We start from the raw sequence: 26,535 nt of genomic DNA on the forward strand, positions 1-26,535 counted from the left end.
CCCCCCCCCCCCCCCCCCCCCCCCCCCCCCCCCCCCCCCCCCCCCCCCCCCCCCCCCCCCCCCCCCCCCCCCCCACAAAAAAACACCCCCCCGCCCCCCCCCCCCCCCCCCCCCGGGCTGGCACCAGGATTCGCTGAGATTCAGGTCAGGCCGAGTCGAGAATGGTGGGTTCCGAGAACCGGAGCGGAGCGTACTTAAAGTACGTGAGCACCGGAAGCGCAGGAAACCGCCATTCGCAGGCCGGCGTCACCTGAATAACAGCGGATCCTACCGCGACTTGGTGTTCAGTTCGCGGTTGGCCGTATAGTCGATGGCAAAAGTGTCGGGGGCGAAGCTTACGCCTTCCCTGACGTTGAAGATCATCACCGTCGTGTCCTTGCCTTGCGCGTCGGTAATCGTCCATTGGCGCAATTCGTAGGTTTTCGGATCGAACATCATGGTGATCTTCGAACTGCCGAACACCGATTTGTCGGCGAGTTGGATGGTGGTGACGTCGTTCTCTTCCTTGACGCTTTTGACGCGGCCGCCGGAGAGGTCGATCCTGGTGTCGAGCAGCAGCTTGAGCGGCGTTTTAGACAATGGGTAGAGATCGGACGTTTTCAGCCGCTTGTTGAGGATGACCACCGACTTGCCGTCGGAAATCACCCGGAAATTCGACGTCCCATCATAGTTGAAGCGTATCTTGCCCGGCCGTTCCAGAAAGAACTTGCCGCCGGTCTGCTCGCCCTTGGGTCCGAACTGCACGAATTCGCCGGCCATCGATTTGACCGAGGAAAAATGGTCGGCGATCTTCTGCGCGGTGGCTGGCACCGCCGCTTGCGCCGACGCCAGCAACTGGACCCCGGGCACGACATTGATGGCCGCGGCGCCGGCCAGGACCAGCCCGAGGCCAAGCAGTTGGCGGCGGGTCGGGGCAAAATCGCTGATCGTGGCGAAAGAAGAGTTTTTCATGCCGGTTACTCTCGTCTGGTTCTTCTGTTGTCGCAGTGTTTGGCCCCCCAGTTGGGCTTAAGTTTGGCGGCCGAACAGCGCTTGGTCGTTGCAAACGCGCCAGAAGGTTCAAAGTTGCTGCCGTCAGGTTGCAGCCGCGAAAATCCTGTCGGCTTGGCGGGCGGATCAGAACTTGTCGTCCTCCGTCGGCACCAGAATTTCGCGTTTTCCGGCATGGTTGGCCGGGCCGACAATGCCTTCCTTCTCCATCTTCTCGATGATCGAGGCGGCGCGGTTGTAGCCGATGCCGAGCCGGCGCTGGATGTAGCTGGTCGAGGCTTTGCCGTCACGCAGCACGACCGCAACCGCCTGGTCGTAGGGATCGTCGGACTCCTCGAAATTGCCGCCGCCACCGCCCGAGCCACCCTTGCCCGACGGCTCATCGTCGTCCTCGTCGTCATCCTCGGTAATGGCATCGAGATATTCCGGCACGCCCTGCAGCTTCAGATGCGCGACGATCTTCTCGACCTCGTCATCGGAAACGAAGGGACCGTGCACGCGCTGGATGCGGCCGCCGCCGGCCATGTAGAGCATGTCGCCCATGCCGAGCAGCTGTTCGGCGCCCTGTTCGCCCAGAATGGTGCGGCTGTCGATCTTCGACGTCACCTGGAAGGAGATGCGGGTCGGGAAGTTGGCCTTGATCGTGCCGGTGATGACGTCGACCGACGGCCGCTGCGTCGCCATGATGACGTGGATGCCGGCAGCGCGCGCCATCTGCGCCAGGCGCTGCACCGCGCCTTCGATGTCCTTGCCGGCGACCATCATCAAATCGGCCATCTCGTCGATGATGACGACGATGTAGGGCATTGGCTCGAGATCGAGGTTTTCCGTCTCATAGACCGCTTCGCCGGTCTGCCGGTCGAAGCCGGTCTGCACGGTGCGCGAGATTTTTTCGCCCTTCTTCTCGGCCTGCTGCACCCGCGCGTTGAAACCGTCGATGTTGCGGACGCCGACCTTCGACATTTTGCGGTAGCGGTCCTCCATTTCGCGCACGGTCCATTTCAGCGCCACCACCGCCTTCTTCGGATCGGTGACGACGGGCGTCAAAAGATGCGGGATGCCGTCATAGACCGAGAGCTCCAGCATTTTCGGGTCGATCATGATCAGCCGGCAGTCCTGCGGCGTCAGTCGATAGAGCAGTGACAGGATCATGGTGTTGATGGCGACCGACTTGCCCGAGCCGGTGGTGCCGGCGACCAGCACGTGCGGCATCTTGGCGATGTCGACGATGACCGCCTCGCCGTTGATGGTCTTGCCGAGCGCCAGCGCCAACTTGGCCTTGGTGGTCTCGAAATCGCGGCTGGCCATGATTTCCCTGAGATAGACGGTCTCGCGCTTTGCGTTCGGCAGTTCGATGCCGATGGCGTTGCGGCCGGGCACCACGGCGACGCGGCAGGCGATCGCGCTCATCGAGCGGGCGATGTCGTCGGACAGGCCGATGACCCGCGACGATTTGATGCCGGGCGCCGGTTCCAACTCGTAAAGCGTGACGACCGGGCCGGGGCGGACATGGATGATCTCGCCCTTGACGCCGAAATCCTCCAGCACGCCCTCGAGCAGGCGGGCATTCTGCTCGAGCGCATCTTTGGACAGGCTGGCGTCGCGCACGACGTTCTTCGGCTCGGACAGGAAATGCAGCGACGGCATTTCGAATTGTTCGGAGCCGATCAGCGAGGACTGCGCTTCGCGCTGGACGCGCGCGCCCGGAACCGGCCGCGGCGCCGGCGCCGCGACGCGGGTGGCGGCATCGGAGCGGAACGGCTGCACCTTCGCATTGGGCGCAGTGCTGCGTTGGCCCACGGGCTCCGGCGCAAAGTCCATGTCGTCGTCATTGTCAAAAACATCGGCGTCGTCGGGATCGAGCGAGGCGCTGCGGTCGTTGACCAGGGCGGCGAAGAATTCCGGCTCGACGCGGGCGCGGCCATCGGCACTCATCCGCGATTCGGCGAATTCGGCCGATTCGACCCGTTCGGCAGCGCGCCGCCAGGCGCTGGCGCGCGGCTCCGGTTCGAAATCGTCGCGCTCGCGGCGGCGGGCGGCGCGGCGGCGGAGATAGGCCCGCAACGATAGCCACCAATGCGTGATCGCGCCTAGCGCCAGAATGCCCTCGTCGCCCTCGTCCTCATCATTGTCGAAAAGCAGGTCGTCCTGGTTCCTCGGATAGGCTGCGGCCGGTTGCTCCAGGACGGCGAAACCATTCCTGCGTGCAATCAGCGCCGAGCCGTAGGCAAACAGCCACAGTGCCGGCGCGGCCAGGAGCACGGCGAGCACACTGGCGATGAGACCGGTCGGATAGCCGCCGACGACGAGCCCGGGAATCTTGAGCACCATGTCGCCGAACACGCCGCCGAGACCGGTCGGCAGCGGCCAGGTCTTGGGCGGCACCACGCAGCCGGCCATGGCCGCGGCAAGCACCGCGTAGCCGAACCAGGCGAGCCCGCGCTTCGGCAGCCTCTCGACGCCGCGTGCCGAAAACAGCAGAGATCCCCACACCACCGCCGGCACCAGCGCCGCGACCGCAGCAAGGCCGAAGAACTGCATGGCTAGGTCGGAGAAGACAGCGCCCACATAGCCCATGGCGTTGGTGACGATGTTGTCGGTGGCATGGGAGAAGCTTGGGTCGGCGACATTCCAGGTGGCGAGGCTGGCGACGCCGAAGGCGACCAGCGCAAACAGGCCGGCGCCGAGCAGCCGGCCGACCTGACGCCGCGCGAACGCCCTGATGCCGTGCTCCGTATCGGCCAGCGCAAGCGGTGCTGAAGCCCCTGAACGCATTCGTCGTTCCCCGTCTGTCTTGGACTGGCCGGACGCATGACGCACTCCGGCAGATTCGGATGCCAGACTATCGGCGGGAAGGTTAAGGCCGCATTAACCATGGGTGCGTGCCGGCGCTCCCCGAGTGGAAACCGGTCACACAAATGGCGGGCAGGCTGGCCCGGCCGATGTTTCATCGCCCAAGATCGATCAGGCGCCCGATCAAGCGATTGTGACCGAGCCTGGACTGCCACCGGCGCGGCATCGCACGAAAAAGAGGCCCGGAACCGGTCCGGGCCTCAATGCGTGAGCCCTTTTCAGGAGCGTCACGACGGGAGGGAAGGTGTTGGGCGACCGAGGCCGCCCCAGACAAGACCCACAGGTGGCCTGGCTTACGGGTGATAGGCCGCTTCGCCATGCGCGGTGAGGTCGAGCCCTTCGCGCTCTGCATCGGCTGTCGGGCGCAAGCCTACGATCATATCGACGATCTTGTAGAGGATGGCGCTGCCGATGCCCGACCACAGGACGGTTACCAGAACACCCTTGAACTGCGACCACAACTGGGTCGCCGTGCCGGCATAGCCGGCGGCGAAGTCGGCCGTCGAATAATCGACGATGCCGGCGCCGCCGAGGGCGGGATTGACCAGGATGCCGGTGCCGAGCGCGCCGATGATGCCGCCGACGCAGTGGATGCCGAAGACATCGAGGCTGTCGTCGTAGCCGAACTTGTTCTTCACGACCGAGACGAAGAAGTAGCAGACGCAGCTCGCGACGATGCCGAGCACGATGACGCCCATCGGTCCGCCAAAGCCGGCGGCGGGCGTGACGGCGACAAGGCCGGTAACAGCGCCCGAAACCGCGCCAAGCATGGAGGCTTTGCCGCGCAGCAGCGTTTCAAGCACGATCCAGGTCACTGCCGCCGCGGCTGTGGCGACGAAGGTGTTGACCATGGCCAGCACCGCATAGGCGTTGGCTTCGAGGTTCGAACCGGCATTGAAGCCGAACCAGCCGACCCACAGCAGCGAAGCGCCGACCATGGTCAGTGTCATCGAATGCGGCGCCATGACGTCCTTGTTGTAGCCGATGCGCTTGCCGATCATCAGCGCGCCGACAAGGCCGGCGATGCCCGCATTGATGTGAACGACGGTGCCGCCGGCGAAGTCGATGGCGCCGAAGCTGAAGATGAGCCCCGACGGGTCGCTGTAAGCGCTCGGGCCGCCCCAGAACCAGACCATATGCGCGATCGGGAAGTAGACGAATGTGACCCACAGGATGGTGAAAAGGATCACAGCCGAAAACTTGACGCGTTCGGCGAAGGCGCCGACGATCAGGGCAGGCGTGATGCAGGCGAAGCTCATCTGGAAGATGACGAACACCAGCTCAGGAATGGCGACGCCCTTGGTAAAAGTTTCCGACACCGTCGTCACGTCGACGCCGGCGAGAAACATCTTGGAAAGGCCGCCGACGAAGGCGTTGCCGGGGGTGAAGGCAAGGCTGTAGCCGTAGAAAACCCAGACGATCATGACCACGCTGGTGATGGTGAAGACCTGCATCAGCACCGACAGCATATTCTTGGCGCGAACCAGGCCGCCGTAGAAAAGGGCAAGGCCGGGAATGGTCATCAGCAGCACCAGGATCGTGGAGATCATCATCCACGTCGTGTCGCCCTTGTCGACGGTAAAGGCCGGCGCCGCTGGCGCGGCCGGTGCGGCCGGCGCCGCTTCCTGCGCGAATGCGGCGACCGTGCCCAGCGCTGCGATAGCGAGTGAGCCCAGCAGCGCGGTGCGCGCCACCGACTTCAAAGTAGAAGGAATATTCATTGAACTCTCCATTGGAATACGTTTCCGCAGCTCAAAGCGCGTCGGTGTCTGTTTCGCCGGTGCGAATGCGCACCGCCTGGTCGATGCCGAAAACGAAGATCTTGCCGTCGCCGATCTGACCGGTCTTGGCCGCCGCAGTGATGGCTTCGACGGCCTTGTCGACCATGTCCAGGCCGACCGCGACTTCGATCTTGATCTTCGGCAGGAAGCTGACCGCGTATTCCGCCCCGCGATAGATTTCCGTGTGTCCCTTCTGACGCCCGTAGCCTTTGACTTCGGTGACGGTCAGGCCCTGGATGCCGACTGCGGTGAGCGCTTCGCGCACCTCGTCGAGCTTGAACGGCTTGATGATTGCCATCACGATTTTCATAAGGTTTCACCCTTTACTGTTGCGGGTCCCCGCGTTTGCACGACTTCGCCGATCCCCATGAGAGCCGGAGAGTGCCCGCTAGGATTCAAGCTCCGTGCCAGTTGCCGAAGCAGGGTGTTAAGCTGCTGTTAAATAACGACTTGGGGAAGGTTTGTCGGCTGACTGTTCATAGTCGCGGCAGCGCATCTGTTTAAAAAATAGGCAATTTTGCAAAATTGCCTATTCCGCGGGCGGCCGCTTCAGCCTGATCAGGCCTTCCTGGGCAACCGAGGCGATCAACGTGCCGTCGCGGGCAAACAGCGACCCGCGCGTGAACCCCCGCGACCCTTGCGTCGACGGGCTGTCCTGCGTGTAGAGCATCCAGTCGTCGAGTGGATGGCTGCGATGGAACCACATCGCGTGATCGAGGCTCGCCGCCTGGATGTCGCTATCGAAGATGGCGCGGCCATGTGCAAAGGTCGAGGTATCGAGCAGCGTCATGTCGGAAAGATAGGCAAGCACGGCCGCCTGCGTGGCGCGATCGCCCGGAACCGGGCCGGTGGTGCGGATCCAGATGTTCTGTTTCGGCTCCAGCTTCTCCCGGCTGGTGTAATGCTCCAGCATCACCGGCTTCATCTCGATCGGCCGGTCACGCTCCCAGTAGCGCCTGATGCCGTCGGGCACGGCCGCACCGAACTTGCCGATCAATTCGCGCTGCGACAGCAATGTGTCGGGCGCCGGCACGTCCAGCGGCATTGGCACCTGGTGCTCGAGACCGACCTCGTCCTGCTGGAACGAGGCTTCCAGCGAAAAGATCGCCTGGCCGTGCTGGACCGCCACGACGCGCCGCGTGGTGAAGGAGCCGCCGTCGCGGATGCGGTCGACCTGGTAGATGATCGGCACCTTGGTGTCGCCCGGCCGCATGAAATAGCCGTGCAGCGAATGGACGTGGCGTTCGGGCTCGACCGTTCGCTGGGCGGCGACCAGCGCCTGGGCGATGGTCTGGCCGCCGAAGACACGCTGCCAGTCGAGTTTGGGGCTGCGACCACGGTAGAGGTTGTGTTCCAGCTGCTCGAGGTCGAGAATGCCGAGAAGCTCGTCCATGGCCGCCGTCATGTTTCGCGCCCTCGTGTCCTTCTGATTCCGAAGTTCGCCTGATTTTGATATTTCACTCGAAGCGAACTTAGAAGCCGCAAAAGTGTTATGGCGGTTTCCGACAGGAATGACAGGCAGTCAAGGCCGGAAAGGAATTTGGCCGGAAAGGAATTTGCCATGGTCGACAAGGCGGATGCAAAAAACCGAACCGCGCTCGACATTCTGGTCGCCGGCGCCGGCTATGTCGGCCTTGCCGCCGCCGTATCGCTGAAACAGGCACGACCGAGCCTGGCCGTCGCTGTCGTCGACGCCGCGCCCGCCGGCATCTGGCAAAAGGACGGCCGCGCCTCGGCGATCGCCGCTGCCGCTTGCCGCATGCTCGAACAGCTCGGCGTCTGGGCCGAGATCGCCCCCGAGGCGCAGGCGATCACCGAGATGATTGTCACCGATTCGCGCACCTCCGATCCGCTGCGCCCGGTGTTTCTCACGTTCGATGGCGAGGTCGCGCCCGGCGAAGCGTTTGCGCATATGGTGGCCAACAGAGATTTGAACGGCGCCCTGCGCCGGCGCGCTGAAACACTCGGCATCGACATCATCGAAGGCGTCGCCGTCAGTGCCTTCGACGTCAACGGTGCCGGCATCACCGTGCATCTTGCCGACGGCGCGACGCTGAAGGCGCGGCTGCTGATCGCCGCCGACGGCGTCAACTCGAAGCTGCGCGACATGGCCGGCATCAAGACGGTGAAATGGGACTACGGCCAGTCCGGCATCGTCTGCACCGTCGCGCATGAACGGCCGCATAATGGCCGCGCCGAAGAGCATTTTCTGCCAGCCGGCCCGTTCGCCACGCTGCCGCTCAAGTCGGACAAGGACGGCACCCACCGCTCGTCGATCGTCTGGGTCGAGCGGTCGGAAGACGCCGAAAAACTGGTCGACGGCGACGACCTCGTCTTCGAGCACGAGCTGGAACAGCGGTTTGGCCTGAAGCTCGGCGAAATTCGCGTCGCCGACAGGCCGCGCGCCTGGCCGCTCGGCCTGACCATCGCCCGCGATTTCGTCGCGCCGCGCATTGCGCTCGCCGGCGACGCCGCCCACGGCATCCACCCGATCGCCGGCCAGGGCCTCAATCTCGGTTTCAAGGATGTCGCGGCATTGGCCGAAGTGGTGGTCGAGGCCGACCGGCTCGGCCAGGATGTCGGTGCGCTCGACGTGCTCGAACGCTACCAGCAGTGGCGGCGCTTCGACACGCTGCAGATGGGCATCACCACCGATGTCCTGAACCGTCTGTTTTCCAACGACATCGGCCCGTTGCGCGCCGTCCGCGACATCGGCCTCGGTCTCGTCGAACGCATGCCGCGGCTGAAGGATTTCTTCATCCGCCAGGCGTCCGGTCTGTCCGGCGACACGCCGAAACTGCTCAAGGGCGAGGCGATCTGAACCCGACTGACGGGCCGGCATCACCTGAATATCAGCACACCCTTAGTTGACCTCGAAGCCGAGCTTCTGGCGCAGCCGCAGTATCCTCTGGTCGGATATTTTTAGGGGTTGCTCACCAGCCTGCGCCGCGCGGTTCACCATCTGCAGCAAGTCGTTTCGCTCAGTCACATCGAGACGTTCGCGCAGGAACGGCGCCAGTTTGTCGATGACGATCGTGGCATCGTCGATCTGGGACGCCGCCCATTTGGCGTAGACCACGGCCTCATCGGTCTTCTTGTCGTCTGCAATCTCCGAAATCACCGACCGAATCACGGCTTCGCGCTGCGACAGGACAGGGCCGTTCTCGGCAATGATGGCGGTGATCAGCGTCGCGGCCGCCACGACCGGATCGTCGATCGCCGTCAGCGGTGTGAGCGCCGCCTGCTTGCGCAACCTCTTGCGCCGAATGTTGCCTTGCACCCGCCCGACGACGTCCGCGACCTCGCGCGCTGCATCGTTCATGGCCTTCATCCGATACCACCAGAACGCCGCCACTCCCAACAGCCCAATTGCAGCAATCAGTATATGCATGCCCGAAATCCCCAACCGCAACGACGATAGGAGAAGTGCTGTCTCGCTTCAACACGCAAAAGTTGCGCCCGCCGAAGAAATTGATTCCGCCGGACGCAAACGGAATAATGTTCAGGATCCCGGTACGCTGTAGATCGCCCTGACCTCGATCGTGCCGATTTCGGCCAGCGGGATGCCGCCGGCAATCTCCAGCGCCTCGTCGATATCCCCCGCCTCGATCATGACAAAGCCGAGCAATTGCTCCTTGGTCTCGGCGAAGGGACCATCGGTGATCAGCCGCTTGCCCTTGCGCCGGCGCACGGTTTTCGCGGTTTTTACCGATTGCAGCGCCTGCGCGATGATCAGCCGGCCGCTTTGCTCCACCGATTTGTCATAGGCGAGCGAGTCGGCGTCGAGCCTGGCCAGCCTTTCCGGGCTCATTGCGTAAAGGTCTTTTTCCTCACCATAAACCAGGCAAACATATTTCATCTCTCATCTTCCTTGTTGGGACGAACTGTTCGCGACCAAGGTCCCAGCCGGGCTTTTGACCGCTGCATAATCGAGAAGGGATACCGCAACCCCTATCATGGCGACCGCAGCAAGCAGTCGACCGAAACCGGAAAATTGCCGAGCCAACCAGTCGGCTTCCTGTTCAGCCGCCTTTCGGCCAGTGTCTCTCCAGTGAGCAGAAAACAGATTATCCATGGTGTCCTCCATTCGGCCACGAAACCCGTGGCCGCCCGCAGGACGGCCGAGGCAGATGGAAGTCGACATTTTTGCACGCGGATTTTTTTTACGCGTCGCCATTGGCGCGAAAGCACGGGTGGCCTTCGTGCCCGCGCGCGCTATAGTCGACCAGACGCCGATCACGGCTCAGCCACCACAATCAAGGAGGACTTCATGGACCGCACCGCAAACGCCGTCTGGAAAGGCAATCTGAAAGAGGGCAAGGGCACGCTCGACACGCAGAGCGCGGCCCTGAAAGCCACGCCCTACTCGTTCAAGGCGCGGTTCGAGGATGAAAGCGGCAAGGCCGGCACCAATCCGGAGGAACTCATCGCCGCCGCGCATGCCGGCTGCTACGCCATGCAGTTCTCTCACTTCCTGGCCGAGAACGGCACCCCCGCCACCGAACTCGACGCCAAGGCGGTGGTGACGCTGGTTCCTGGCACGGGGATCACAGGCAGCGCGCTCACGCTGGTCGGCAAGGTGCCGGGCATCGATGCGGCGAAGTTCCAGGAGCTGGCCGAGAAGGCCAAGGCCGAATGCCCGGTCTCGAAGGCACTCGGCGCCATAAAGGTTTCGCTCGACGCCAAGCTCGGCTGAGCAGATGGCATGAGGTGATAAACGCCCGCTCCAAGGCCGGCGTTTTCATTTGTGGGGCGTAGGCGATCCTTCACGTCCCTCCAACACCTCAAAAGGTCATCAGCGTCCGTCGCCGGTCAGCGCGCCGATGCGTGCGCGCAGCTGTGCGACCTCTTCCTCGAGAGTCTGCACGCGCGCTTCGAGATCCGAGGCCGGCGAAGACGCTTGCAAGGGCGCTGCGGCAGCCGACAGCTGCACCGGCCCGCCCAGGAGATGCACATAGCGGTCCTCACGCTGGCCGGGACCACGATCGATCTGCTGAACGAGCGGCGGCTTGCGACCGATCAACAGGTCGAGATTGCTGCGAAGCTCGTCGATGGAGGGCAATCGCGCCATGCGCTCGCTTCGCGCCAGCAATTCATAGGCGGTTTGCGGACCGCGCAGCAACAGCAGCCCAAGCAGCGCAATCTGCGCCGAGGTCAGCGAAAAGCGCTGCGCGACGACATGCTCGTAGCGCTCGACACGCGAGGCAAAGACCAGCCTGACCAGCCCCTTGTGCTCGAGTTGGCCAAGCGCTCGTCTCACCTCGACAAGCTCGACCGACATCACCGGCTCCCGCGCCGTCTTCTGGTTGGCGGCGGCAAGTGCCGCATTGAGCGTCAGCGGGTAGATGTCGGGCGTCAGTTCCTTCTTTTCGATCAGGCAACCGAGCACGCGCGCTTCGAGGGGAGAGAGGATGGGGAGTTCGGTATCGGTCATGGGTCGGCTATCCTTTGAAGTCGGCGGGACAGCGCCGGCGCGAAGGATCACTACCGACGAGATGATCCCTGCAGCAACCCGTCCGAAGCTAAACCCTTCTCTCCACCATCATCTTCTTGATCTCGGCGATCGCCTTGGCCGGGTTCAGCCCCTTGGGACAGGTCTGGGCGCAGTTCATGATGGTGTGGCAGCGATAGAGCCGGAACGGGTCTTCGAGATTGTCGAGCCGTTCGCCCTTGGCCTCGTCCCGGGAATCGATCAGCCAGCGATAGGCCTGCAGCAGCGTCGCCGGACCGAGATAGCGGTCGCCGTTCCACCAGTAGCTCGGACATGAGGTCGAGCAGCAGGCGCACAAGATGCATTCATAGAGCCCGTCGAGCTTTTCGCGGTCCTCATGGCTCTGCAGCCATTCCTTGGCCGGTTCGGGCGACACCGTCTTCAGCCACGGCTCGATCGAGGCGTGCTGGGCGTAGAAATTGGTCAGGTCTGGCACCAGGTCCTTGACCACCGGCATATGCGGCAGCGGATAGACCTTGATCGCGCCGGAAATGTCGTCGCAGCCCTTGGTGCAGGCCAGCGTGTTGGAACCGTCGATATTCATGGCGCAGGAGCCGCAAATACCCTCGCGGCAGGAGCGGCGCAGCGTCAGCGTCGGGTCGATCTTGTTCTTGATGTAGAGCAGAGCGTCGAGCACCATCGGCCCGCAATCGTCCATGTCGACGAAATAGGTGTCCATGCGCGGGTTCTCGTCATCGTCCGGCGACCAGCGGTAGATGCGGTACTCCCGCAGATTGGTCGCAGCCTCCGACTTCGGCCAGGTTTTTCCGGCCTTGATCTTTGAGTTTTTCGGAAGGGTGAGTTCGACCATTATCTCAGGTCCTTTCGGATGACGAGCTTCAGCCCGGACCAAGTCCCGTTTACGGCGGCCATCGTCAATACACCCTGGCCTTGGGCGCGATCTTGGCCAGGTTGATGCCGCCGTCTGCTTCCCTAAGCAGCGGCTCGGTGTGCACCGGCCGATAGCTGAGCGACACCTCGCCGGCCCCGCTGAGCCGGGACAGCGTGTGCTTGCGCCAGTTCGCATCGTCGCGCGCCGAAAAATCTTCTCGCGCATGTGCGCCACGGCTCTCCTTGCGCGCCTCGGCGGCGTAGACCGTGGTGATGGCGTTGGCCATCAGGTTTTCCAGCTCCAGCGTCTCGACCAGGTCGGAATTCCAGATCATCGAGCGGTCGAACACTTTTACGTCCTTGAGCTCGCCCCAGATCTGCGAAATGCGCTTGCAGCCGCTTTGCAGCGATTCCTGGGTGCGGAACACCGCCGCATCGTCCTGCATCGCCTTCTGCATCTTTTCGCGCAAAACCGCCGTCGGCGTCGAGCCGTTGGCGTGGCGCAGCCGGTCGAAGCGGTCCATGATCTTGTCGACCGAGGCTTCGTTGGGCGACGGGATCGCCGCGTTGCGGTCGATCACCTGGCCGGCCCGGATCGCCGCCGCGCGGCCGAACACCACCAGATCGATCAGCGAGTTGGAGCCCAGCCGGTTGGCGCCGTGGACGGAGGCGCAGCCGGCTTCGCCGACCGCCATCAGCCCGGGCGACACCTGGTCCGGGTTCAAGGCGGTAGGGTTGAGCACCTCGCCCCAGTAGTTGGTCGGCACGCCGCCCATATTGTAGTGGACCGTCGGCAGCACCGGGATCGGCTCCTTGGTCAGGTCGACGCCGGCAAAGATCTTTGCCGACTCCGAAATACCCGGAAGTCGCTCGTGCAAAACGGCCGGATCGAGGTGGTCGAGGTGGAGGAAAATATGGTCCTTGTTCTTGCCGACGCCGCGTCCCTCGCGAATCTCCAGCGTCATGCAGCGCGAGACCACGTCACGCGAGGCAAGGTCCTTGGCCGACGGCGCATAGCGCTCCATGAAGCGCTCGCCCTCGGAGTTGACGAGATAGCCGCCCTCGCCGCGCGCGCCCTCGGTGATCAGGCAGCCGGCGCCGTAGATGCCGGTCGGGTGGAACTGCACGAATTCCATGTCCTGCAGCGGCAGCCCGGCCCGCGCTGCCATGCCGCCGCCGTCGCCGGTGCAGGTGTGCGCCGAGGTCGCCGAGAAATAGGCGCGGCCATAGCCGCCGGTCGCCAGCACCACCATTTTTGCCGAAAAACGGTGGATGGTACCGTCGTCGAGGTTCCAGGCGACCACGCCGGTGCAGGTGCCGTCCGGCTCCATGATCAGGTCGAGCGCGAAATACTCGATGAAGAACTGCGCGTTGTTCTTCAGCGACTGGCCGTAGAGCGTGTGCAGGATGGCGTGGCCGGTGCGGTCGGCGGCCGCACAGGTGCGCTGCACCGGCGGGCCGTCGCCGAAATTCATCATATGGCCGCCGAACGGCCGCTGGTAGATCTTGCCCTCTTCGGTGCGCGAGAACGGCACGCCGTAATGCTCGAGCTCGTAGACGGCGGCGGGTGCTTCGCGCACCAGATATTCCATGGCGTCGACGTCGCCGAGCCAGTCCGATCCTTTCACGGTATCGTACATGTGCCACTGCCAGGAATCGGGGCCCATGTTGGACAGCGAGGCGGCGATGCCGCCCTGAGCGGCGACAGTGTGCGATCGGGTCGGGAAAACCTTGGTGATGCAGGCGGTGCGCAGGCCCTGTTCGGCCATGCCGAGCGTGGCACGCAGGCCGGCGCCGCCGGCGCCGACCACAACCACGTCGAATTTGTGGTCGACATAGCTGTAGGCGGACGCCGTGTTGGCGTTGTTCGCGTCCTTGGCCAAAATTTCAGCCTCCAAATGCCAGTTTGAGCAGGGCGAAGATCGAGGCGACGCCGACCACTACGGGAAAGAATGTGTTGAGGGCGAGCAGCGCCAGCCTCATGCCCTCGCCATGCACATAATCCTCGATGATCGCCTGCATGCCGAGCCGCATATGGTAGAGCCCAGACAACAGCACCAGGGCCAGGACCAGCGCCACGAACGGGTTGGCAAGTGCGGCGCGCACTTGCGCATAGCCGGCGCCGTTCAGCGCGATCAGAAAGCCGACGAAGAACAGGATCAGCGGAATGTTGGCGATCGCCGTCAGGCGCTGGCGCCAGAAATGCTCCGTGCCCTCGCGGGCGGAGCCGAGGCCGCGGACCTTGGCCAGCGGCGTGCGCATGTCGGTGTTGTGGTGGCTCACGATCAGGCTCCCCGCGCCATGTAGCCGGCGATCCAGATCAGCAGCGTCAGTACGATCGAGCCGGCCAGCGCCGCCCAGGCGACCCTGGAGGCGGTGTCCTTTTCAAGACCGGCCCCGGTGTCCCAGATCAGATGGCGCACGCCGCCCAGCATGTGGTGCATCAGCGCCCAGGTATAGAACAACAGCACCAGCCGCCCCAGCCACGAGCCGAAGGTCCAGTTGACGGCATCGAAGGTGGACTGCGAGCTCGCCGCCGCCATCAGCCACAGCGCGACCAGCAGCGTGCCGAAATAGAGCGCCCCGCCGGTGATGCGATGGATGATCGACATCGTCATCGTGATCGGCGGTCGATAGACGGTCAGATGCGGCGAAAGCGGCCGTTCACGTCTGGCAAATTCGCGGGTGGCTGGTGATTTGCTCATGGCTCCCCCAGTTCGGCGTCTCTGGAGCCCCAGGTGGAAATGCGGCATTACCGCTTCCGGTTGCGACTTTGGACAGCCCGGTTTCTAATGCTCTTTTTGCACCGCGTCAAAGCCGGAAAATCGTTTCGAAAACGTAATTTAGTCTGACAACGAGGCAGTGTTTAGCTTCAATCGATTAGGGCGCGACCCAAAGCCGGCGCAATGTTCGCTGCGGTGCGTATGTGGTTTCGATCCTACGACTTGGGGCATGTTGAGATTCAGGTCAGGCCGTGGCGAAAACAGTGGTTCCGAGAACCGGAACGGAGCGTAGTTTTGGGTACGTGAGTACCGGAAGCGCAGGAAACCACCGTTTGCAGACCGGCCTCACCTGAATATCGGCATGCCCCTAGCGCTTGCAGGTCAGCGGCGTCCTCCCGCCCTTCATCACCAGCGCGTCGCGCCCGTCGATCACGATTGCGTCATGCGCCGCGCCGAAGCGGCTGTTTTGATTGGCTGGCGAGGCCGGCAGGTCCTCGCTGGCGCCGTCCGGGCCAAGCACCCGCACCGATGTGCCGAGATTTTCGACGGTGATCCTGGCGCCATCGGCGCAAGTGTAGGTCGCGGTGCGCGGCTGCGGTGAATCGGCGAGCGGATTTCCAGCCTTCGGCGCATTGGTCTGAGACACGCAGGCAATTGTGGTCAGCAATGGACAAAGGGCCAGGGTCACCCGAAACGTCCGGCCTAACGCCATATGCTGCCTCCCTGCGCGTCAATCCAGCCGCGATGCTTTGCCAAGATCACCGATGTCGCGCTCGGCGCCGGCTGCGATGGTGGCGGCAAGCATGGCCGAAAGATGGCCGCGGATATTAACCATGTTTGCCGAGACCTGGCGGCCAACAGGGCTGGCCTCTTAACAATGGTTAAGAAAAGGTTAATTTATGATTCGAGCAAGACTCGGCCTCTGACAAATGGGGGACGCCATGCGTTCGAATTCAGCCAGATCGCGCCTTCGGGCGCCCGTCTCGATGGCCATCGTCCTGGTGGCGGTGGCCATCGGCTTCGCAGCGCCGGCACGCGCCGGGACGCGCGACCGCGTCTATGCCGATTCGTTCGGCAATCTCGTCATCGAGAGCGCCGCCGGCTACAAGCGCATCCTCGTTGGCGAGGGCGAATTGGCCAAGGAAATGTCGGATTACGTCGGCGCCGGCCGGCCCAAAATCGTCTATCAAGACGAACCGGACGATGTCAGCAGCCGCGACTGCTACAGGCCGCCGGTTTTCGTCAAGGGCCGCAGCTATATGTACGGGCTTTCCGACGGCGAGATGCCGGAGCTTAGCCCCTGCCGCTGATCTTCGGCCCGGCATTGGCGACAGCCGGCTGCCGGGCGGCGATTGATCCTATCGAGATCCGCACGCAATTGCGTCCGCTGCCCTTCGCTTGATAGAGCGCTTCGTCGGCGCGCCGCAGCAGGTCGGAAAAATTCTCAGTCGGGTGGAGCTCGGCAACGCCGAAGCTGGCGGTGCAACGATGGTTCGCCGGCAGACAGTCGATCGGCAACGCCCCGAAAGCGCTGCGCGTCCCTTCGGCGAAGAGCCGCGCGGCGGCGAGGTTGGTTCCCGGCAGGATGATGGCGAATTCCTCACCACCGATGCGGCCGGCAACTTGATGCTCGGCGGCCGCATCACGCAGGAAGCCGGCAAAGGCCTCGATGACCCGGTCCCCGGATGCGTGGCCGAAACTGTCGTTGATGCTCTTGAAATGGTCGAGGTCGGCGATGACCAGCGCGACCGGAATACCCCTGCGCACGGCGTCACGCATCGCAAGCTCGGCATGACGCTCGAAGCCGCCACGGTTGAGCAGCCTCGACAGCGTGTCCGTCTCCGACTTCGACGTCGCTTCGGCGAGCACGTCGCGGACCAGAATGATCAGGATGAGAAGCGCGATTGTCATGGCAAACACCGTGCCAAGCGATTGCGACACCAGAGCGTAGTTGCTCTGCAGATAGGCCTGCGGATTGGCTCCCCAGCCGCCCATGGCATGGGCGATGAACGGCTTGCTCACGAATTGCAGGGCGCTGGCCGCCAGGACGGCCATCAGCGCATGGTCGAGCCAGTCGCGTCTTTGCCTTGACGAGCAGACGATGCCGACGCCGACGAACTGCATGGCGGCATAGGGAAGCTGGTAGGTCATCGTGCGGGTAAGCGACTGGCGCGGCAGATCCTGCACGAAATACACGGCCACGGTGGCCGCAAACAGGAAGACGAGCATCGGCACCCAAGGCGGCGCCACGCCGTATTTATGGGCAAGCCCGCCATTGAAGGCGATGGTGGCGCCCAGGAAAACGGCGAAGCCCGCGACGACTGCGGGTCGTGCATTGTCGAAGAGCGGAATGCTGAACTCGATGGCGAAATAGGCCATCCCGAGCAGATAACCGAAGACCAGCCAGCGCGCCGGCGCGCGCGCCACGTCGTTGAACGATATGGTCATGAAGGCGGCCGCCAGCAGGCCGGCGACGAGCAGGTTGATTGCAAGGATGAACTCTGCGCCGCCGCCCATGTGGTCTTTCACACTCCCTGCGACAGCAAATCACGAACGGGCGAAAAAGACGTTAACGTGGGCGTAGGACGGATTGAACCGCGCACCCCGCGCTGTTTGTTTGTTTGGCGCGATTTCTGCGGCGCCAAGCGATTCCCTTGGCTGCAAATGCTCTAGACGTGGACGATCAGCCGGCTTTGAGCGGCTCCACGACCAGCGCCGTTTCCGACCGTCCATGGGGCGACCGTTCATAGGATAGCCGCACGCTGTCGCGGCCGTTCCGTTTGGCGTTGTAAAGTGCCTCGTCGGCGCGGCGCATCAGCGGCTCCAGCCCCTCCTCGCCGGTGCGGGCCGCCACGCCGAAGCTCGCCGTTACTCTTGTGCCGGGCGGAAGCCCGTCGACGCTGCCTGCTGAATAGACCGTGCGAATGGCTTCAGCAAACAGCCTTGCCGCGCCAAGGTCGCTCAGCGGCAAAAGCACGGCGAACTCCTCGCCACCGATTCGGCCGGCGACGCAGCTGGTGCCGGCAGCCGATCGAAGCTTGGCGGCGAAATCGGCGATCACGCGATCACCCGCCGCATGCCCGTGCAGATCGTTGACTGCCTTGAAGTGATCGAGGTCGGCGAGCACCAGCGCGACCGGAAGTTTGGCGGTGGCGCAGTGCCGCAGGAGATGCGTGGCGCGTTCCTCGAAGCCGCGCCGGTTGAGCAGGCCAGACAGCGGGTCGGTGTACGCCTCGGCCTTCAGCGTTTTCATCACGTCGAGCGCAGCCGCGCAGAACAGGCTAAGCGCAATGAGCAGCGACAGCAGCGCATGCGACAGCAGCGCCGTCGTCCAGTAGGACGAGGCATAGAACCCGTCATAGCTTTGGTAGGGTCCATGCGCGATGACGATAACAAGGGTGCGCGCGAGGAAATTCAGCCCGGAAAGCAGCGACAGCACGAACAGCATCATTTCCGTCGGGCCCCTGTCACACACCACGCGCAGTTCGGCGGCGACTACCAGGCTGAGCCCGCCGAAAGCAAAATTCATCGCCAGGATTCGCCAGGTGAGACCGGGCTGGATGAACATGAACCAGCAAAAAGCGGCCAGGCCGCCGCTCGCCAGAAAGCCGATCGCAACAAAGGGCACGCGCCGTCCATAGCGTGTCACGATCGCGCCGGCGAGACCGCTGGCGGCAATCGTGAAGCAGGTGACGGAGAGCAGTTTGGTCGGCGCCATGCCGATGGGCAGGGTGAAGTACTGCAGCAGGAAGCCGGCCGCCGAAAGCCAGTAACTGGCGGCGAGCACCGCCAGATAGGGGCAGTGACGCTGATAAAACCATAGCATGAGAAACACCGCGCCGAGCGCAAGCGCGATCGTCGGGTTGAGCAACCCTGTCAGCAGACCGGTGTCCAAAGGACCGTGAACCCCCACGCTTCCGTGAGAGAGACCTTAGGGCGGAAGCCCAAACAAGCGGTTAAGCAAAGTCGAATATGCGCGAGGCTCTCACGAAGCCGCTGCACGGAACTTGAACCCGCGACCGGCGTTTTCCAACAGCAATCGATGGAGACGCTTTCATGGCCGATACGATCATGCTGACCGACCACGAGGCAATTCGCTCTTGGGCCGCGTCACGTGCCGGATTTCCGGCAATCGTCGATGTATCGCCCGAAACAGGCACGCAAGCCATGCTGAGGCTGGTTTTCGGCCAGCACGCCTATCAGGACCAAGACCAGGCCGAACGCCCGGCCAACGCCGGCGGCTACGAACTGGTCGAATGGGACGAATGGTTCAAGCTGTTCGACGAACGGCAGCTGGCGCTCGTGGTGGCAAAGGATGAACCCGGCCGGCGTGAGCAGTTCCACGAATTCGTCAGGCGCCCGGCGTGAAGAGAACCCGAACCGCATCGCGGTTCAATCTGGCAACTCGTCATCGGGTTATTTCCACTCGCGGATGTCGACGAAATGGCCGGCGATCGCCGCCGCCGCCGCCATCGCCGGCGACACCAGATGGGTGCGGCCCTTAAAACCCTGACGGCCCTCGAAATTGCGGTTCGAGGTCGAGGCGCAGCGCTCATGCGGCTTCAGCCGGTCGTCGTTCATGGCAAGGCACATCGAGCAGCCCGGCTCGCGCCAGTCGAAGCCGGCAGCGACAAAGATCTTGTCGAGACCTTCGGCCTCCGCCTGCGCCTTGACCAGACCGGAGCCCGGCACGATCATCGCATCGACGTGAGGGCTGACTTTCTTGCCCTCGACCACCTTGGCGACAGCGCGCAGGTCCTCGATGCGGCCGTTGGTGCAGGAGCCGATGAAGACGCGGTCGAGCGCGATATCGGTGATCTTGGTGCCTGGGGTCAGGCCCATATAGTCGAGCGCGCGCTGCTTGGACGTACGCTTGTTCTCATCGGTGATATCGTCGGGGTTCGGCACGATACCCTGGACCGAGACGACGTCCTCGGGCGAGGAGCCCCAGGAGACGATCGGCGGCAGTTTCGCGGCGTCGAGCACGACCACCTTGTCGAAATGCGCGCCCTCGTCGGACTGCAGCATCTTCCAGTAGGCGAGCGCGGCGTCCCATGCCTCGCCCTTCGGCGCGCGCGGCTTGTCCTTGACATAGGCAAAGGTCGTCTCGTCAGGCGCGATCAGGCCGGCCCGGGCGCCGCCCTCGATCGACATGTTGCAGATGGTCATGCGCCCTTCCATGGACAGCGCGCGGATCGCTTCGCCGGCATATTCGATGACGTAGCCGGTGCCGCCGGCAGTGCCGATCTCGCCGATGATCGCCAAAATAATGTCCTTGGCGGTGACGCCTTCCGGCAGCACGCCGTCGACGCGCACCAGCATGTTCCTGGCCTTGCGCTGGATCAGCGTCTGCGTGGCCAGCACATGCTCGACTTCCGACGTGCCGATGCCGTGCGCCAATGCGCCGAACGCACCATGCGTCGAGGTGTGACTGTCGCCGCAGACGATGGTCATGCCGGGCAGCGTAAAACCCTGCTCCGGACCGATGATGTGGACGATGCCCTGGCGGATATCCTTCTCGGAATAGTATTCGACGCCAAAATCCTTGGCGTTCCTGGCCAGCGCCTCAACCTGGATGCGGCTTTCCTCGTTCTTGATGCCGAACTTGCGCTCGGGCGAGGTGGACACATTGTGATCGACCACAGCCAGCGTCTTTTCCGGATGGCGGACCTTTCTGCCGGTCATGCGCAGGCCTTCGAAAGCTTGCGGGCTGGTCACTTCATGGACGAGGTGACGGTCGATATAGAGCAGGCAGGTGCCATCGTCCTGGCGGTCGACGACATGGTCGTCGAACATCTTGTCGTAGAGGGTGCGCGGTGCGCTCATGTGCGTAAATCCGTCGATATGAAAATGGGAAGTGACTGGCGCCGGCTAGCCGGCGAACACGGCCTAGCGAAGTCGGCTGGTCAGAGCGCCGGAAACGCGCGCCGAGAATCGCGACGGCAGGCGTTTTCTGTCCTGCAGCACAAAACCCTTGTAAGCCGGATCGCCAAAAAGCTGTTCCATGGCGTGGCTCATATCAATGTTTTGACTTTTCGGCAATTGCGGCTGCCTGGCGCGGCTCTGCCTTCTCCCTTGTTGTGGGAGAAGGAAGAAGGCGCTTCAAACCACCTCGAACACAAATGACTTCACCAGCGCCTCGGGCTCGGCGATCGCGTAGCAGCGGAACCACGGGCTTTCTTCGACCGGCCGCCATTTTTTCGCCTGTTCCAGTTCGTCGAACGTCGCCTGAAACCCGCCGCTCGCAAAAACCTGGTCGCGAACGGTGAAGATGGCGTGGCCGCCCTTCCTGGTGATGCGCACCAGTTCATGCAGGCCGGAGGCCGGTGCATGGCTGATGGTGAACACACCGGTCGAGAAGAAGGCGCGGAAATGCCCATCCGGCCAAGGCAGCGGATCGCCGAGCATCGCCTGTTTCAGCTCGCTGTAAGCCTGCCGGCTGCCGGCGATTTTCAGCATTTCAGCCGACAGGTCGAGCCCGGCGATGTCCTCATAGCCCAGCGCCTTGAGCGACGGTCCCGACAGGCCGGTGCCGCAGCCGGCGTCGAGCAGCGGCCCCTCGCCTGACGGCACATGGCGCGCCACCCAGGCGGCGACCAGGAACGGCAGGAGGTAGCCGAGCGCGGCGGTTTCGCTGTCATAGGTCGCAGCCCAGGCAGCGTAGGCCTTGGCAAGCGCTTCCGGCGTGTCGGCCGTATAGACCGCATCCAGCGCCGCATAGGCTTTGTCGATGTTCATGGAACTGACCCCCCAAAATGTATTGGCCGCAATCGTAGCGCCGCCTTCGCCTGCCGGTTATTGCTCATGCTGGCGGCGCAGCCGCTTCTCCAGCGCCCGCAAGGCCAGCGACAGGCCGACCGTCAGGATGAGATAGATATAAGCGACGATCGAATAGGTCTCGAAGAAGCGGAACGAGCCGGCTGCATAGATCTTGCCCATCTGGGTGATGTCGGCGACGCCGAGCACCGAGACCAGCGAGGAATCCTTGACCATGGCGACGAAATCATTGCCGAGCGGCGGCAGGATGGTGCGGATCGCCTGCGGAAAGACGATCAGCCGAAAACGCTGGGTGCGCGTCAGCCCCAGCGCCTTCGCGGCCTCGATCTGGCCCTTCTCGACCGCCTCGATGCCGGCGCGGAAGACCTCCGAGATGAAGGCCGAATAGCCGATGGTCAGCGCCATGATGGCGCGCCATAGCAACGATACGTCGCGTATCATTAGCTCGCCGAACAGGCCGGCGCTTTGCAGCGGCGCCGTCAGCGCGTTCCATCCAGCGACGAAGGCCGGCGCGCCGGCGAAGGCGATCCAGAACAACAGCACCAGCATTGGCACGCCGCGAATGATCTCGACATAAAAGCGCGCGATCTGGCGCAGCCAGCGCGACCCCGACAGCCCCATCAGCGCAATGGCGAGCCCGATTGCCGAGGCCAGCGCGAAGGCGACCATTGTGACGAACACGGTGACGCCTATGCCCTTGGCGACGGTCGCGAAAACCTGGGCATAGAGGTCGCTCGCGGCGATGAAGATAGCGGCTGCCAGGGCGAGCGCCGCGGCCACGGCGAGCCACCAGGGGAAGTCGGATTTGGCGGTGGAAGCTGCGGGCGTTGCCATCAGGGCGCGCCGACGAACCAACGTCGCGCCAGGCCACCCCCCTCTGGCCTGCCGGCCATCTCCCCCTCAAGGGGGGAGATCGGCAGCCTTGACGTCGCCGCCCATTCTGCAGCGCTGAAAATTGGCGAAAGCCGATGCGAAAGCCAATCTCCCCCCTTGAGGGGGAGATGTCCGGCAGGACAGAGGGGGGTGCACGGGCACAGAGTCAGCGCGAGTTCCTGCGCGTCCCGCAACGTCCGCGACAAAAGTCCTACTGCCCCATCTTGTAATCAAGGAACCATTTCTTATTGAGCGCATCGAGCGTGCCGTCGGTCTTCAGCGCGGCGATGGCCGCATTGACCGGTTTCACCAGATCCGAGCCTTTCGGAAAAATAAAGCCGAAATCCTCGGTGCCGAGTGGTCCGCCGATCAGCTTCAGCCCGCCATTGGACGCCTCGACATAGCCCTTGCCGGCAGTGCCGTCGGTCAGCACGACATCGACGTCGCCGGTCTTCAGCGCCTGCACCGTGGCGCCGAACGTCTCGAACAGTTTTATGCGCGGGTTCTGCTCATTGCCGTCGAGCACGCTGTAGACAGCGGTGTAGAACGGCGTGGTGCCGGCTTGCGCGCCGATCAGCCCGTCCTTGAAGGCGCCGAGCGTCTTGGCGTCGGTGAAACGCTTCTCGTCGCCGCGCACCAGCATGAACTGTTCCGAGCGCATATAGGGGTCGGAGAAATCGACCTTCTGCTTGCGATCGTCCTTGATGGTGATGCCGGTCATGCCGATGTTGTACTGGTTGTCGGAAACCGCCTGGATCATCGCGTCCCAGGAGGTGTTCTGGTACTCAACCTGGAAATTCAGCCGCTTGGCGATCTCGTTCATCGCGTCATATTCCCAGCCGATCTGCTTGCCGGTTTTGGGGTCGATGAACTGCAGCGGCGGATAGGCGTTTTCCGTCACCACCACCACCTTCTTGCCGCCGAGATCGGGCAGCGACTGCGCCAGGGCGGCGACGGGCGCAAGTACCAGAGCCAACAGGCCGGCCAACAGCAGTTTCGATTTCATCATGGTACACCCGAGCATTTGAACGGCCTCGACATGGTCGAGACTTGCAGGAAATCCGGCGCCGACTTTAGCTTTCCGCAGGCGCCTTGCAAGCCGGCTTGATGCGGCTTCGCGCGAAAATGGATTCCATGCTTTCACGGCATTACGGAACGATCCGTTTCGATTGCGCACCGGCGGCCCGGCAAAATCGAAACCCATTCCGCGAGGCAAAAAAGGCGGCCGAAGCCGCCTTTCCGAAACATGGTTTTTGAATTCGCCTTATTCGGCGGCAGCGGCTTCCTCGGCCTTGGCGGCCTCGTCGGCGGCCTTCTTCTCGGCGGCTTCCTGCGCGGCCTTCTCGGCGGCCAGCGCCTGAGCGGCTGCCACCTTCTCGGCCTCGATGCGGGCCTTCTCGGCGTTCAGCGCATCGCGCTCCTCATCGTTCAGCTTGCGGGCGCGCACGCCGGTGTTTTCCGAAATGCGGGCCGACTTGCCGCGGCGATCGCGCAGGTAGTAGAGCTTGGCGCGGCGCACCTTGCCGCGGCGCACGATCTCGACGCCCTCGACCATCGGCGAAAAGACCGGGAACACGCGCTCCACGCCTTCGCCGTAGGAAATCTTGCGAACGGTGAAATTCTCCTGGAAACCGGCGCCGGCGCGGGCGATGACGACGCCCTCATAGGCCTGGACGCGGGTGCGGGTGCCTTCGGTCACGCGGACCTGGACGCGTACGGTGTCGCCGGGCTGGAATTCGGGAAGCTTGCGCTTGGCTACGATCTTGGCGGCCTGTTCGGCCTCGAGCTGACGGAGGATATCCATCTCTACAAATCCACTTCTTGTTCTTCCGACAGTCAGAGCGTCCGACACTCGCCTTGCAGTTCCATTGACCGCTCGGCTATGCCCTTTGTTCGAGAACATCTGGGTTCGAGAACATCGGGCAGGGGCGACTACACCGTCATTGTTGACGGGTCCGGCAGATTTTCTCCCGGTTCGGCGCGCACATACAGCTATTTCGACGCTTTGTCACGCCTTTGCCGCGTTCTTTTTTGGTCGTTGGTCAACGTCGCAATCTTCCGGCACAGGGGTTGCGTTGAAGGCCCAAGCTTTTTAAGCCGGGCAGAACGTGACTTTCCTCCGGCGGCAACACCTCCATGCCAGTTCTCGATGCTGCCCTGCTCTTTTTCGCGGGCTTTCTCTCAGGTGCCGTCAATGCCATAGCCGGCGGCGGGACGTTCATAACCTTTGGCGCCATGTCGCTGGTCGGCTTGCCGCCGATCGTCGCCAACGCCACCTCGTCGCTGACGCAATTTCCCGGCTACGTCACCTCGACGCTGGCCTACTGGTCCGACATCAAGCATTTCTGGCGCACAGCGCTGCTGCTCGGCCTTATCTCGGCCTTTGGCGCGCTGGCCGGTGCGCTCATCCTTCTGGCGCTCGACAATCCGTCGTTCCGCGTTCTGGTGCCCTGGCTGCTGCTCGCGGCAACCGCGCTGTTCGCCGCCGGGCCGTGGCTGAAGCCGGCGCCCAAGCCGGGCCGTCAGGCCGCGGTGGGTTCGCTGGTCGGTTCCCTGGCGCAGTTCGCCACCGCCGTCTATGGCGGCTTCTTCGGCGCCGGCATGGGCGTCATGATGCTGGCGACGCTCGGCCTCACCCAGGCCGGCGACTATCACCGCCTCAACGCGCTGAAGAACCTGCTGGCCGTGGTCATCGCGGCAGTAGCCATCCTGGTCTTCGTCTCCGGCGACGTCATCGCCTGGCGGCAGGCGATCGTCATGATACCGGGCGGCGCGCTGGGCGGCTATGCCGGCGTCTGGATCGCCAAGCGCGTGCCGCAAATTGCCGTGCGTGGCTTCGTCGTCGGGGTCGGCGTGTTTCTTGCCTTCTATTACTTCACCAAGGGCTGAGCGGCTAACAGGTCCGGCCGCCGCTCCTTCGTCAATCTTTCCGATTCGGCGCGTCGCCACGCGGCGATCTTCTGATGATTGCCCGAGGTGAGAACCTCGGGGATTTGCCGGCCCTCGAATTCCTGCGGCCGCGTGTAGTGCGGATGTTCGAGCAGGCCGTTTTCAAAGCTCTCTTCATCGCCCGACACCGTATTGCCCATCACGCCGGGCAACAGCCGCACCACGGCGTCGAGCAGCACCAGCGCTGCCGGCTCGCCGCCGGAGAGGATGAAGTCGCCGACCGAGGCCTCCTCCAGCCCCCGCGCGTCAATCACCCGCTGGTCGACGCCTTCGAAGCGTCCGCAGACGATGACGACACCCGGCCCGGCGGCCAGTTCGCGCACCCGCACCTGCGTCAGCGGTTTTCCACGCGGACTCATCAGCAGCCGTGGCCGTGGATCGCCCGGTGGCGAGCTATGGTCGATCGCCTTGGCCAGAACGTCGGCGCGCATCACCATGCCGGCGCCGCCGCCGGCCGGCGTGTCGTCGACGGTGCGATGGCGATCGGTGGCGAAATCGCGGATCTGGATTGCTTCCAGCGACCATGTGCCGGCCTCCAGCGCCCGGCCGGCCAGCGACACGCCGAGTGCGCCGGGAAACATTTCGGGATAGAGCGTCAGCACCGAGGCGGAAAAACTCACCGGTTGCCCCCGGCATCCTTCGGCCCGCGCGGCCTGCCCTTCGGGTCGAAACCATCGCTGCCAGGAGCATCGCTGTCTTCGTCATCGATCAAGCCCGCCGCCGCCGGATCGATGCGGACGAAACCGTCCTTGATCGACACGTCAGGAACGGCAGCCTGCGTGAACGGGATCAGCACGCCTTTGCGCCCCGCCAATATCACGTCGAGGATATCGCCACCGCCGAAATTATGCACGGCGACGACCTTGCCGATGTCAGCACCGGTATCGTCCCGGACCGCCAGCCCGACGAGATCGGCATGATAGAACTCGTCCTCTTCGCCGTCGTCCGGCAGCATCGAGCGGTCGACGAATAATTCCGTGCCGGCGAGCGCCTCGGCAGCGTTTCGGTCGCTGGTACCTTTGAAGCGCACCACCACGACGTTATTGGCCGGCCTGATGTCGACGATCTGGAAGGCGCGGCCGTCCCTGGCATAGAGCGGCCCGTAGTCGGCCAGCGCCAGCGGATCGCCGGTGAAGGTTTTCACGCGCAATTCGCCCTTGATGCCATGGGCGGCGCCGATCACGGCCATCTGGACAGGGTTTTGCGGTTTGGTCATCGGTGGAAAAATCCTTTGCCTTGCTCTAGCTCCACGCTCTTGTCATTTCAA

29 protein-coding genes are annotated in these 26,535 nt (G+C 63.6%); 6 read left to right on the forward strand and 23 right to left on the reverse strand.

Annotated features, from left to right (window positions below; translation table 11 throughout):
- Positions 1–267 precede the first annotated feature (267 nt).
- From AC0L15_RS26750 to tesB, 5 genes are all read right to left on the reverse strand, one after another.
- On the reverse strand, positions 268–951 hold the full coding sequence (locus AC0L15_RS26750; RefSeq protein ID WP_027155917.1) for an outer-membrane lipoprotein carrier protein LolA: 684 nt from the start codon (positions 949–951) through the stop codon (positions 268–270).
- A gap of 165 nt (positions 952–1,116) precedes the next feature.
- Entirely contained in the window at positions 1,117–3,765 is a 2,649-nt protein-coding gene (locus AC0L15_RS26755; protein ID WP_473497622.1) for an FtsK/SpoIIIE family DNA translocase, read from the reverse strand.
- A gap of 371 nt (positions 3,766–4,136) precedes the next feature.
- Positions 4,137–5,564 carry an ammonium transporter gene (locus AC0L15_RS26760; RefSeq protein WP_091592240.1) on the reverse strand — a complete coding sequence of 476 codons (1,428 nt, stop codon included), beginning with the start codon at positions 5,562–5,564 and terminating at the stop codon, positions 4,137–4,139.
- A 31-nt stretch (positions 5,565–5,595) separates the two neighbouring features.
- Positions 5,596–5,934 (reverse strand): P-II family nitrogen regulator, encoded by a 339-nt coding sequence (locus AC0L15_RS26765; RefSeq protein ID WP_023800571.1) that lies wholly within the window; start codon positions 5,932–5,934, stop codon positions 5,596–5,598.
- Positions 5,935–6,153: 219 nt separating this feature from the next.
- Complete coding sequence (gene tesB, locus AC0L15_RS26770; protein ID WP_128173684.1) at positions 6,154–7,029, reverse strand: acyl-CoA thioesterase II; 876 nt, start codon at positions 7,027–7,029, stop codon at positions 6,154–6,156.
- 156 nt (positions 7,030–7,185) lie between these two features.
- Between tesB and AC0L15_RS26775 the strand changes: the two genes are divergently transcribed.
- Entirely contained in the window at positions 7,186–8,445 is a 1,260-nt protein-coding gene (locus AC0L15_RS26775) for a ubiquinone biosynthesis hydroxylase (RefSeq protein WP_287248278.1), read from the forward strand.
- Positions 8,446–8,487: 42 nt separating this feature from the next.
- Here the strand turns inward: AC0L15_RS26775 and AC0L15_RS26780 are convergent, their stop codons facing one another.
- The 3 genes from AC0L15_RS26780 to AC0L15_RS26790 all read right to left on the reverse strand — a co-directional run bounded on the left by AC0L15_RS26780 (position 8,488) and on the right by AC0L15_RS26790 (position 9,699).
- Positions 8,488–9,015 carry a hypothetical protein gene (locus tag AC0L15_RS26780; protein WP_287248277.1) on the reverse strand — a complete coding sequence of 176 codons (528 nt, stop codon included), beginning with the start codon at positions 9,013–9,015 and terminating at the stop codon, positions 8,488–8,490.
- A gap of 111 nt (positions 9,016–9,126) precedes the next feature.
- Positions 9,127–9,483, reverse strand: coding sequence for a YciI family protein (locus AC0L15_RS26785; RefSeq protein WP_287248276.1), 357 nt, complete (start codon positions 9,481–9,483; stop codon positions 9,127–9,129).
- A gap of 3 nt (positions 9,484–9,486) precedes the next feature.
- Complete coding sequence (locus AC0L15_RS26790; RefSeq protein WP_287248275.1) at positions 9,487–9,699, reverse strand: hypothetical protein; 213 nt, start codon at positions 9,697–9,699, stop codon at positions 9,487–9,489.
- Positions 9,700–9,894: 195 nt separating this feature from the next.
- Here AC0L15_RS26790 and AC0L15_RS26795 point away from each other — a divergent pair, with 195 nt between their 5' ends.
- Positions 9,895–10,320 carry an OsmC family protein gene (locus AC0L15_RS26795; protein WP_287248274.1) on the forward strand — a complete coding sequence of 142 codons (426 nt, stop codon included), beginning with the start codon at positions 9,895–9,897 and terminating at the stop codon, positions 10,318–10,320.
- Between the two features lie 99 nt (positions 10,321–10,419).
- On the opposite strand, the gene AC0L15_RS26800 is transcribed toward AC0L15_RS26795, so the two are convergent.
- The 6 genes from AC0L15_RS26800 to AC0L15_RS26825 form a co-directional block, all read right to left on the reverse strand.
- Entirely contained in the window at positions 10,420–11,058 is a 639-nt protein-coding gene (locus AC0L15_RS26800; RefSeq protein ID WP_287067318.1) for a YceH family protein, read from the reverse strand.
- Positions 11,059–11,146: 88 nt separating this feature from the next.
- Entirely contained in the window at positions 11,147–11,926 is a 780-nt protein-coding gene (locus AC0L15_RS26805) for a succinate dehydrogenase iron-sulfur subunit (protein WP_287248272.1), read from the reverse strand.
- Between the two features lie 64 nt (positions 11,927–11,990).
- Positions 11,991–13,829, reverse strand: a complete 1,839-nt coding sequence (sdhA, locus tag AC0L15_RS26810; protein WP_473497625.1) for a succinate dehydrogenase flavoprotein subunit — start codon at positions 13,827–13,829, stop codon at positions 11,991–11,993.
- A 4-nt stretch (positions 13,830–13,833) separates the two neighbouring features.
- On the reverse strand, positions 13,834–14,208 hold the full coding sequence (gene sdhD, locus AC0L15_RS26815) for a succinate dehydrogenase, hydrophobic membrane anchor protein (RefSeq protein WP_268929907.1): 375 nt from the start codon (positions 14,206–14,208) through the stop codon (positions 13,834–13,836).
- 23 nt (positions 14,209–14,231) lie between these two features.
- Positions 14,232–14,651, reverse strand: a complete 420-nt coding sequence (gene sdhC, locus AC0L15_RS26820; protein WP_473497627.1) for a succinate dehydrogenase, cytochrome b556 subunit — start codon at positions 14,649–14,651, stop codon at positions 14,232–14,234.
- A gap of 385 nt (positions 14,652–15,036) precedes the next feature.
- Entirely contained in the window at positions 15,037–15,381 is a 345-nt protein-coding gene (locus AC0L15_RS26825; RefSeq protein WP_027153732.1) for a hypothetical protein, read from the reverse strand.
- Positions 15,382–15,610: 229 nt separating this feature from the next.
- On the opposite strand from AC0L15_RS26825, the gene AC0L15_RS26830 reads away from it, so the two are divergent.
- A complete protein-coding gene (locus AC0L15_RS26830) occupies positions 15,611–15,979 on the forward strand; it encodes a hypothetical protein (protein ID WP_287067326.1) in 369 nt (122 codons plus the stop codon).
- Here the strand turns inward: AC0L15_RS26830 and AC0L15_RS26835 are convergent.
- Together AC0L15_RS26835 and AC0L15_RS26840 are read right to left on the reverse strand one after the other, a co-directional pair.
- The gene (locus tag AC0L15_RS26835; protein ID WP_287248267.1) at positions 15,963–17,186 is read right to left on the reverse strand and encodes a GGDEF domain-containing protein; all 1,224 of its coding nucleotides are present in this window, start codon (positions 17,184–17,186) and stop codon (positions 15,963–15,965) included. The two genes, AC0L15_RS26830 and AC0L15_RS26835, sit on opposite strands and share 17 nt — an antisense overlap.
- A gap of 166 nt (positions 17,187–17,352) precedes the next feature.
- Positions 17,353–18,564 (reverse strand): GGDEF domain-containing protein, encoded by a 1,212-nt coding sequence (locus tag AC0L15_RS26840; RefSeq protein ID WP_287067332.1) that lies wholly within the window; start codon positions 18,562–18,564, stop codon positions 17,353–17,355.
- A 161-nt stretch (positions 18,565–18,725) separates the two neighbouring features.
- Here AC0L15_RS26840 and AC0L15_RS26845 point away from each other — a divergent pair, with 161 nt between their 5' ends.
- Positions 18,726–19,037: a hypothetical protein gene (locus AC0L15_RS26845; RefSeq protein ID WP_023800585.1), complete on the forward strand. Its 312-nt coding sequence runs from the start codon at positions 18,726–18,728 to the stop codon at positions 19,035–19,037.
- Between the two features lie 48 nt (positions 19,038–19,085).
- Here the strand turns inward: AC0L15_RS26845 and leuC are convergent, their stop codons facing one another.
- Positions 19,086–20,495 carry a 3-isopropylmalate dehydratase large subunit gene (gene leuC / locus AC0L15_RS26850; protein WP_287248266.1) on the reverse strand — a complete coding sequence of 470 codons (1,410 nt, stop codon included), beginning with the start codon at positions 20,493–20,495 and terminating at the stop codon, positions 19,086–19,088.
- On the opposite strand from leuC, the gene AC0L15_RS26855 reads away from it, so the two are divergent.
- Positions 20,496–20,795: a hypothetical protein gene (locus AC0L15_RS26855; protein WP_287248419.1), complete on the forward strand. Its 300-nt coding sequence runs from the start codon at positions 20,496–20,498 to the stop codon at positions 20,793–20,795. It begins immediately after the preceding gene.
- On the opposite strand, the gene AC0L15_RS26860 is transcribed toward AC0L15_RS26855, so the two are convergent.
- From AC0L15_RS26860 to rplS, 4 genes are all read right to left on the reverse strand, one after another.
- Complete coding sequence (locus AC0L15_RS26860) at positions 20,772–21,407, reverse strand: class I SAM-dependent DNA methyltransferase (protein ID WP_287248265.1); 636 nt, start codon at positions 21,405–21,407, stop codon at positions 20,772–20,774. The genes AC0L15_RS26855 and AC0L15_RS26860 overlap by 24 nt on opposite strands.
- A gap of 57 nt (positions 21,408–21,464) precedes the next feature.
- Positions 21,465–22,280: an amino acid ABC transporter permease gene (locus AC0L15_RS26865; RefSeq protein ID WP_473497629.1), complete on the reverse strand. Its 816-nt coding sequence runs from the start codon at positions 22,278–22,280 to the stop codon at positions 21,465–21,467.
- Positions 22,281–22,530: 250 nt separating this feature from the next.
- Positions 22,531–23,328, reverse strand: a complete 798-nt coding sequence (locus AC0L15_RS26870; RefSeq protein ID WP_287248264.1) for a transporter substrate-binding domain-containing protein — start codon at positions 23,326–23,328, stop codon at positions 22,531–22,533.
- Positions 23,329–23,583: 255 nt separating this feature from the next.
- Complete coding sequence (rplS, locus tag AC0L15_RS26875) at positions 23,584–24,123, reverse strand: 50S ribosomal protein L19 (RefSeq protein WP_287248263.1); 540 nt, start codon at positions 24,121–24,123, stop codon at positions 23,584–23,586.
- Between the two features lie 332 nt (positions 24,124–24,455).
- Here rplS and AC0L15_RS26880 point away from each other — a divergent pair, with 332 nt between their 5' ends.
- Positions 24,456–25,208, forward strand: coding sequence for a sulfite exporter TauE/SafE family protein (locus AC0L15_RS26880; RefSeq protein WP_287248261.1), 753 nt, complete (start codon positions 24,456–24,458; stop codon positions 25,206–25,208).
- Here AC0L15_RS26880 and trmD read toward each other — a convergent pair.
- Positions 25,190–25,888, reverse strand: a complete 699-nt coding sequence (gene trmD / locus AC0L15_RS26885; protein ID WP_287248259.1) for a tRNA (guanosine(37)-N1)-methyltransferase TrmD — start codon at positions 25,886–25,888, stop codon at positions 25,190–25,192. The genes AC0L15_RS26880 and trmD overlap by 19 nt on opposite strands.
- Positions 25,885–26,484, reverse strand: coding sequence for a ribosome maturation factor RimM (gene rimM / locus AC0L15_RS26890; RefSeq protein WP_287248258.1), 600 nt, complete (start codon positions 26,482–26,484; stop codon positions 25,885–25,887). The genes trmD and rimM overlap by 4 nt, the downstream gene beginning before the upstream one ends.
- Between the last annotated feature and the right edge of the window lie 51 nt (positions 26,485–26,535).

The organism is Mesorhizobium sp. WSM4846 (assembly GCF_055811415.1).

What these genes read in the sequence shown, in the direction of transcription:
- AC0L15_RS26755 (WP_473497622.1), bottom strand. Translation starts at nt 3,765, where the DNA reads ATGCGTTCAGGGGCTTCAGCACCGCTTGCGCTGGCCGATACGGAGCAC.
- leuC (WP_287248266.1), bottom strand. Translation starts at nt 20,495, where the DNA reads ATGAGCGCACCGCGCACCCTCTACGACAAGATGTTCGACGACCATGTC.
- sdhC (WP_473497627.1), bottom strand. Translation starts at nt 14,651, where the DNA reads ATGAGCAAATCACCAGCCACCCGCGAATTTGCCAGACGTGAACGGCCG.
- AC0L15_RS26765 (WP_023800571.1), bottom strand. Translation starts at nt 5,934, where the DNA reads ATGAAAATCGTGATGGCAATCATCAAGCCGTTCAAGCTCGACGAGGTG.
- AC0L15_RS26870 (WP_287248264.1), bottom strand. Translation starts at nt 23,328, where the DNA reads ATGATGAAATCGAAACTGCTGTTGGCCGGCCTGTTGGCTCTGGTACTT.
- AC0L15_RS26790 (WP_287248275.1), bottom strand. Translation starts at nt 9,699, where the DNA reads ATGGATAATCTGTTTTCTGCTCACTGGAGAGACACTGGCCGAAAGGCG.
- sdhD (WP_268929907.1), bottom strand. Translation starts at nt 14,208, where the DNA reads ATGCGCACGCCGCTGGCCAAGGTCCGCGGCCTCGGCTCCGCCCGCGAG.
- AC0L15_RS26775 (WP_287248278.1), top strand. Translation starts at nt 7,186, where the DNA reads ATGGTCGACAAGGCGGATGCAAAAAACCGAACCGCGCTCGACATTCTG.
- AC0L15_RS26800 (WP_287067318.1), bottom strand. Translation starts at nt 11,058, where the DNA reads ATGACCGATACCGAACTCCCCATCCTCTCTCCCCTCGAAGCGCGCGTG.
- AC0L15_RS26795 (WP_287248274.1), top strand. Translation starts at nt 9,895, where the DNA reads ATGGACCGCACCGCAAACGCCGTCTGGAAAGGCAATCTGAAAGAGGGC.
- AC0L15_RS26760 (WP_091592240.1), bottom strand. Translation starts at nt 5,564, where the DNA reads ATGAATATTCCTTCTACTTTGAAGTCGGTGGCGCGCACCGCGCTGCTG.
- AC0L15_RS26805 (WP_287248272.1), bottom strand. Translation starts at nt 11,926, where the DNA reads ATGGTCGAACTCACCCTTCCGAAAAACTCAAAGATCAAGGCCGGAAAA.
- AC0L15_RS26785 (WP_287248276.1), bottom strand. Translation starts at nt 9,483, where the DNA reads ATGAAATATGTTTGCCTGGTTTATGGTGAGGAAAAAGACCTTTACGCA.
- rplS (WP_287248263.1), bottom strand. Translation starts at nt 24,123, where the DNA reads ATGGATATCCTCCGTCAGCTCGAGGCCGAACAGGCCGCCAAGATCGTA.
- AC0L15_RS26780 (WP_287248277.1), bottom strand. Translation starts at nt 9,015, where the DNA reads ATGCATATACTGATTGCTGCAATTGGGCTGTTGGGAGTGGCGGCGTTC.
- rimM (WP_287248258.1), bottom strand. Translation starts at nt 26,484, where the DNA reads ATGACCAAACCGCAAAACCCTGTCCAGATGGCCGTGATCGGCGCCGCC.
- AC0L15_RS26825 (WP_027153732.1), bottom strand. Translation starts at nt 15,381, where the DNA reads ATGGCGTTAGGCCGGACGTTTCGGGTGACCCTGGCCCTTTGTCCATTG.
- AC0L15_RS26860 (WP_287248265.1), bottom strand. Translation starts at nt 21,407, where the DNA reads ATGAACATCGACAAAGCCTATGCGGCGCTGGATGCGGTCTATACGGCC.
- AC0L15_RS26865 (WP_473497629.1), bottom strand. Translation starts at nt 22,280, where the DNA reads ATGGCAACGCCCGCAGCTTCCACCGCCAAATCCGACTTCCCCTGGTGG.
- tesB (WP_128173684.1), bottom strand. Translation starts at nt 7,029, where the DNA reads ATGACGGCGGCCATGGACGAGCTTCTCGGCATTCTCGACCTCGAGCAG.
- AC0L15_RS26835 (WP_287248267.1), bottom strand. Translation starts at nt 17,186, where the DNA reads ATGGGCGGCGGCGCAGAGTTCATCCTTGCAATCAACCTGCTCGTCGCC.
- AC0L15_RS26845 (WP_023800585.1), top strand. Translation starts at nt 18,726, where the DNA reads ATGGCCGATACGATCATGCTGACCGACCACGAGGCAATTCGCTCTTGG.
- AC0L15_RS26750 (WP_027155917.1), bottom strand. Translation starts at nt 951, where the DNA reads ATGAAAAACTCTTCTTTCGCCACGATCAGCGATTTTGCCCCGACCCGC.
- AC0L15_RS26880 (WP_287248261.1), top strand. Translation starts at nt 24,456, where the DNA reads ATGCCAGTTCTCGATGCTGCCCTGCTCTTTTTCGCGGGCTTTCTCTCA.
- AC0L15_RS26830 (WP_287067326.1), top strand. Translation starts at nt 15,611, where the DNA reads ATGCGTTCGAATTCAGCCAGATCGCGCCTTCGGGCGCCCGTCTCGATG.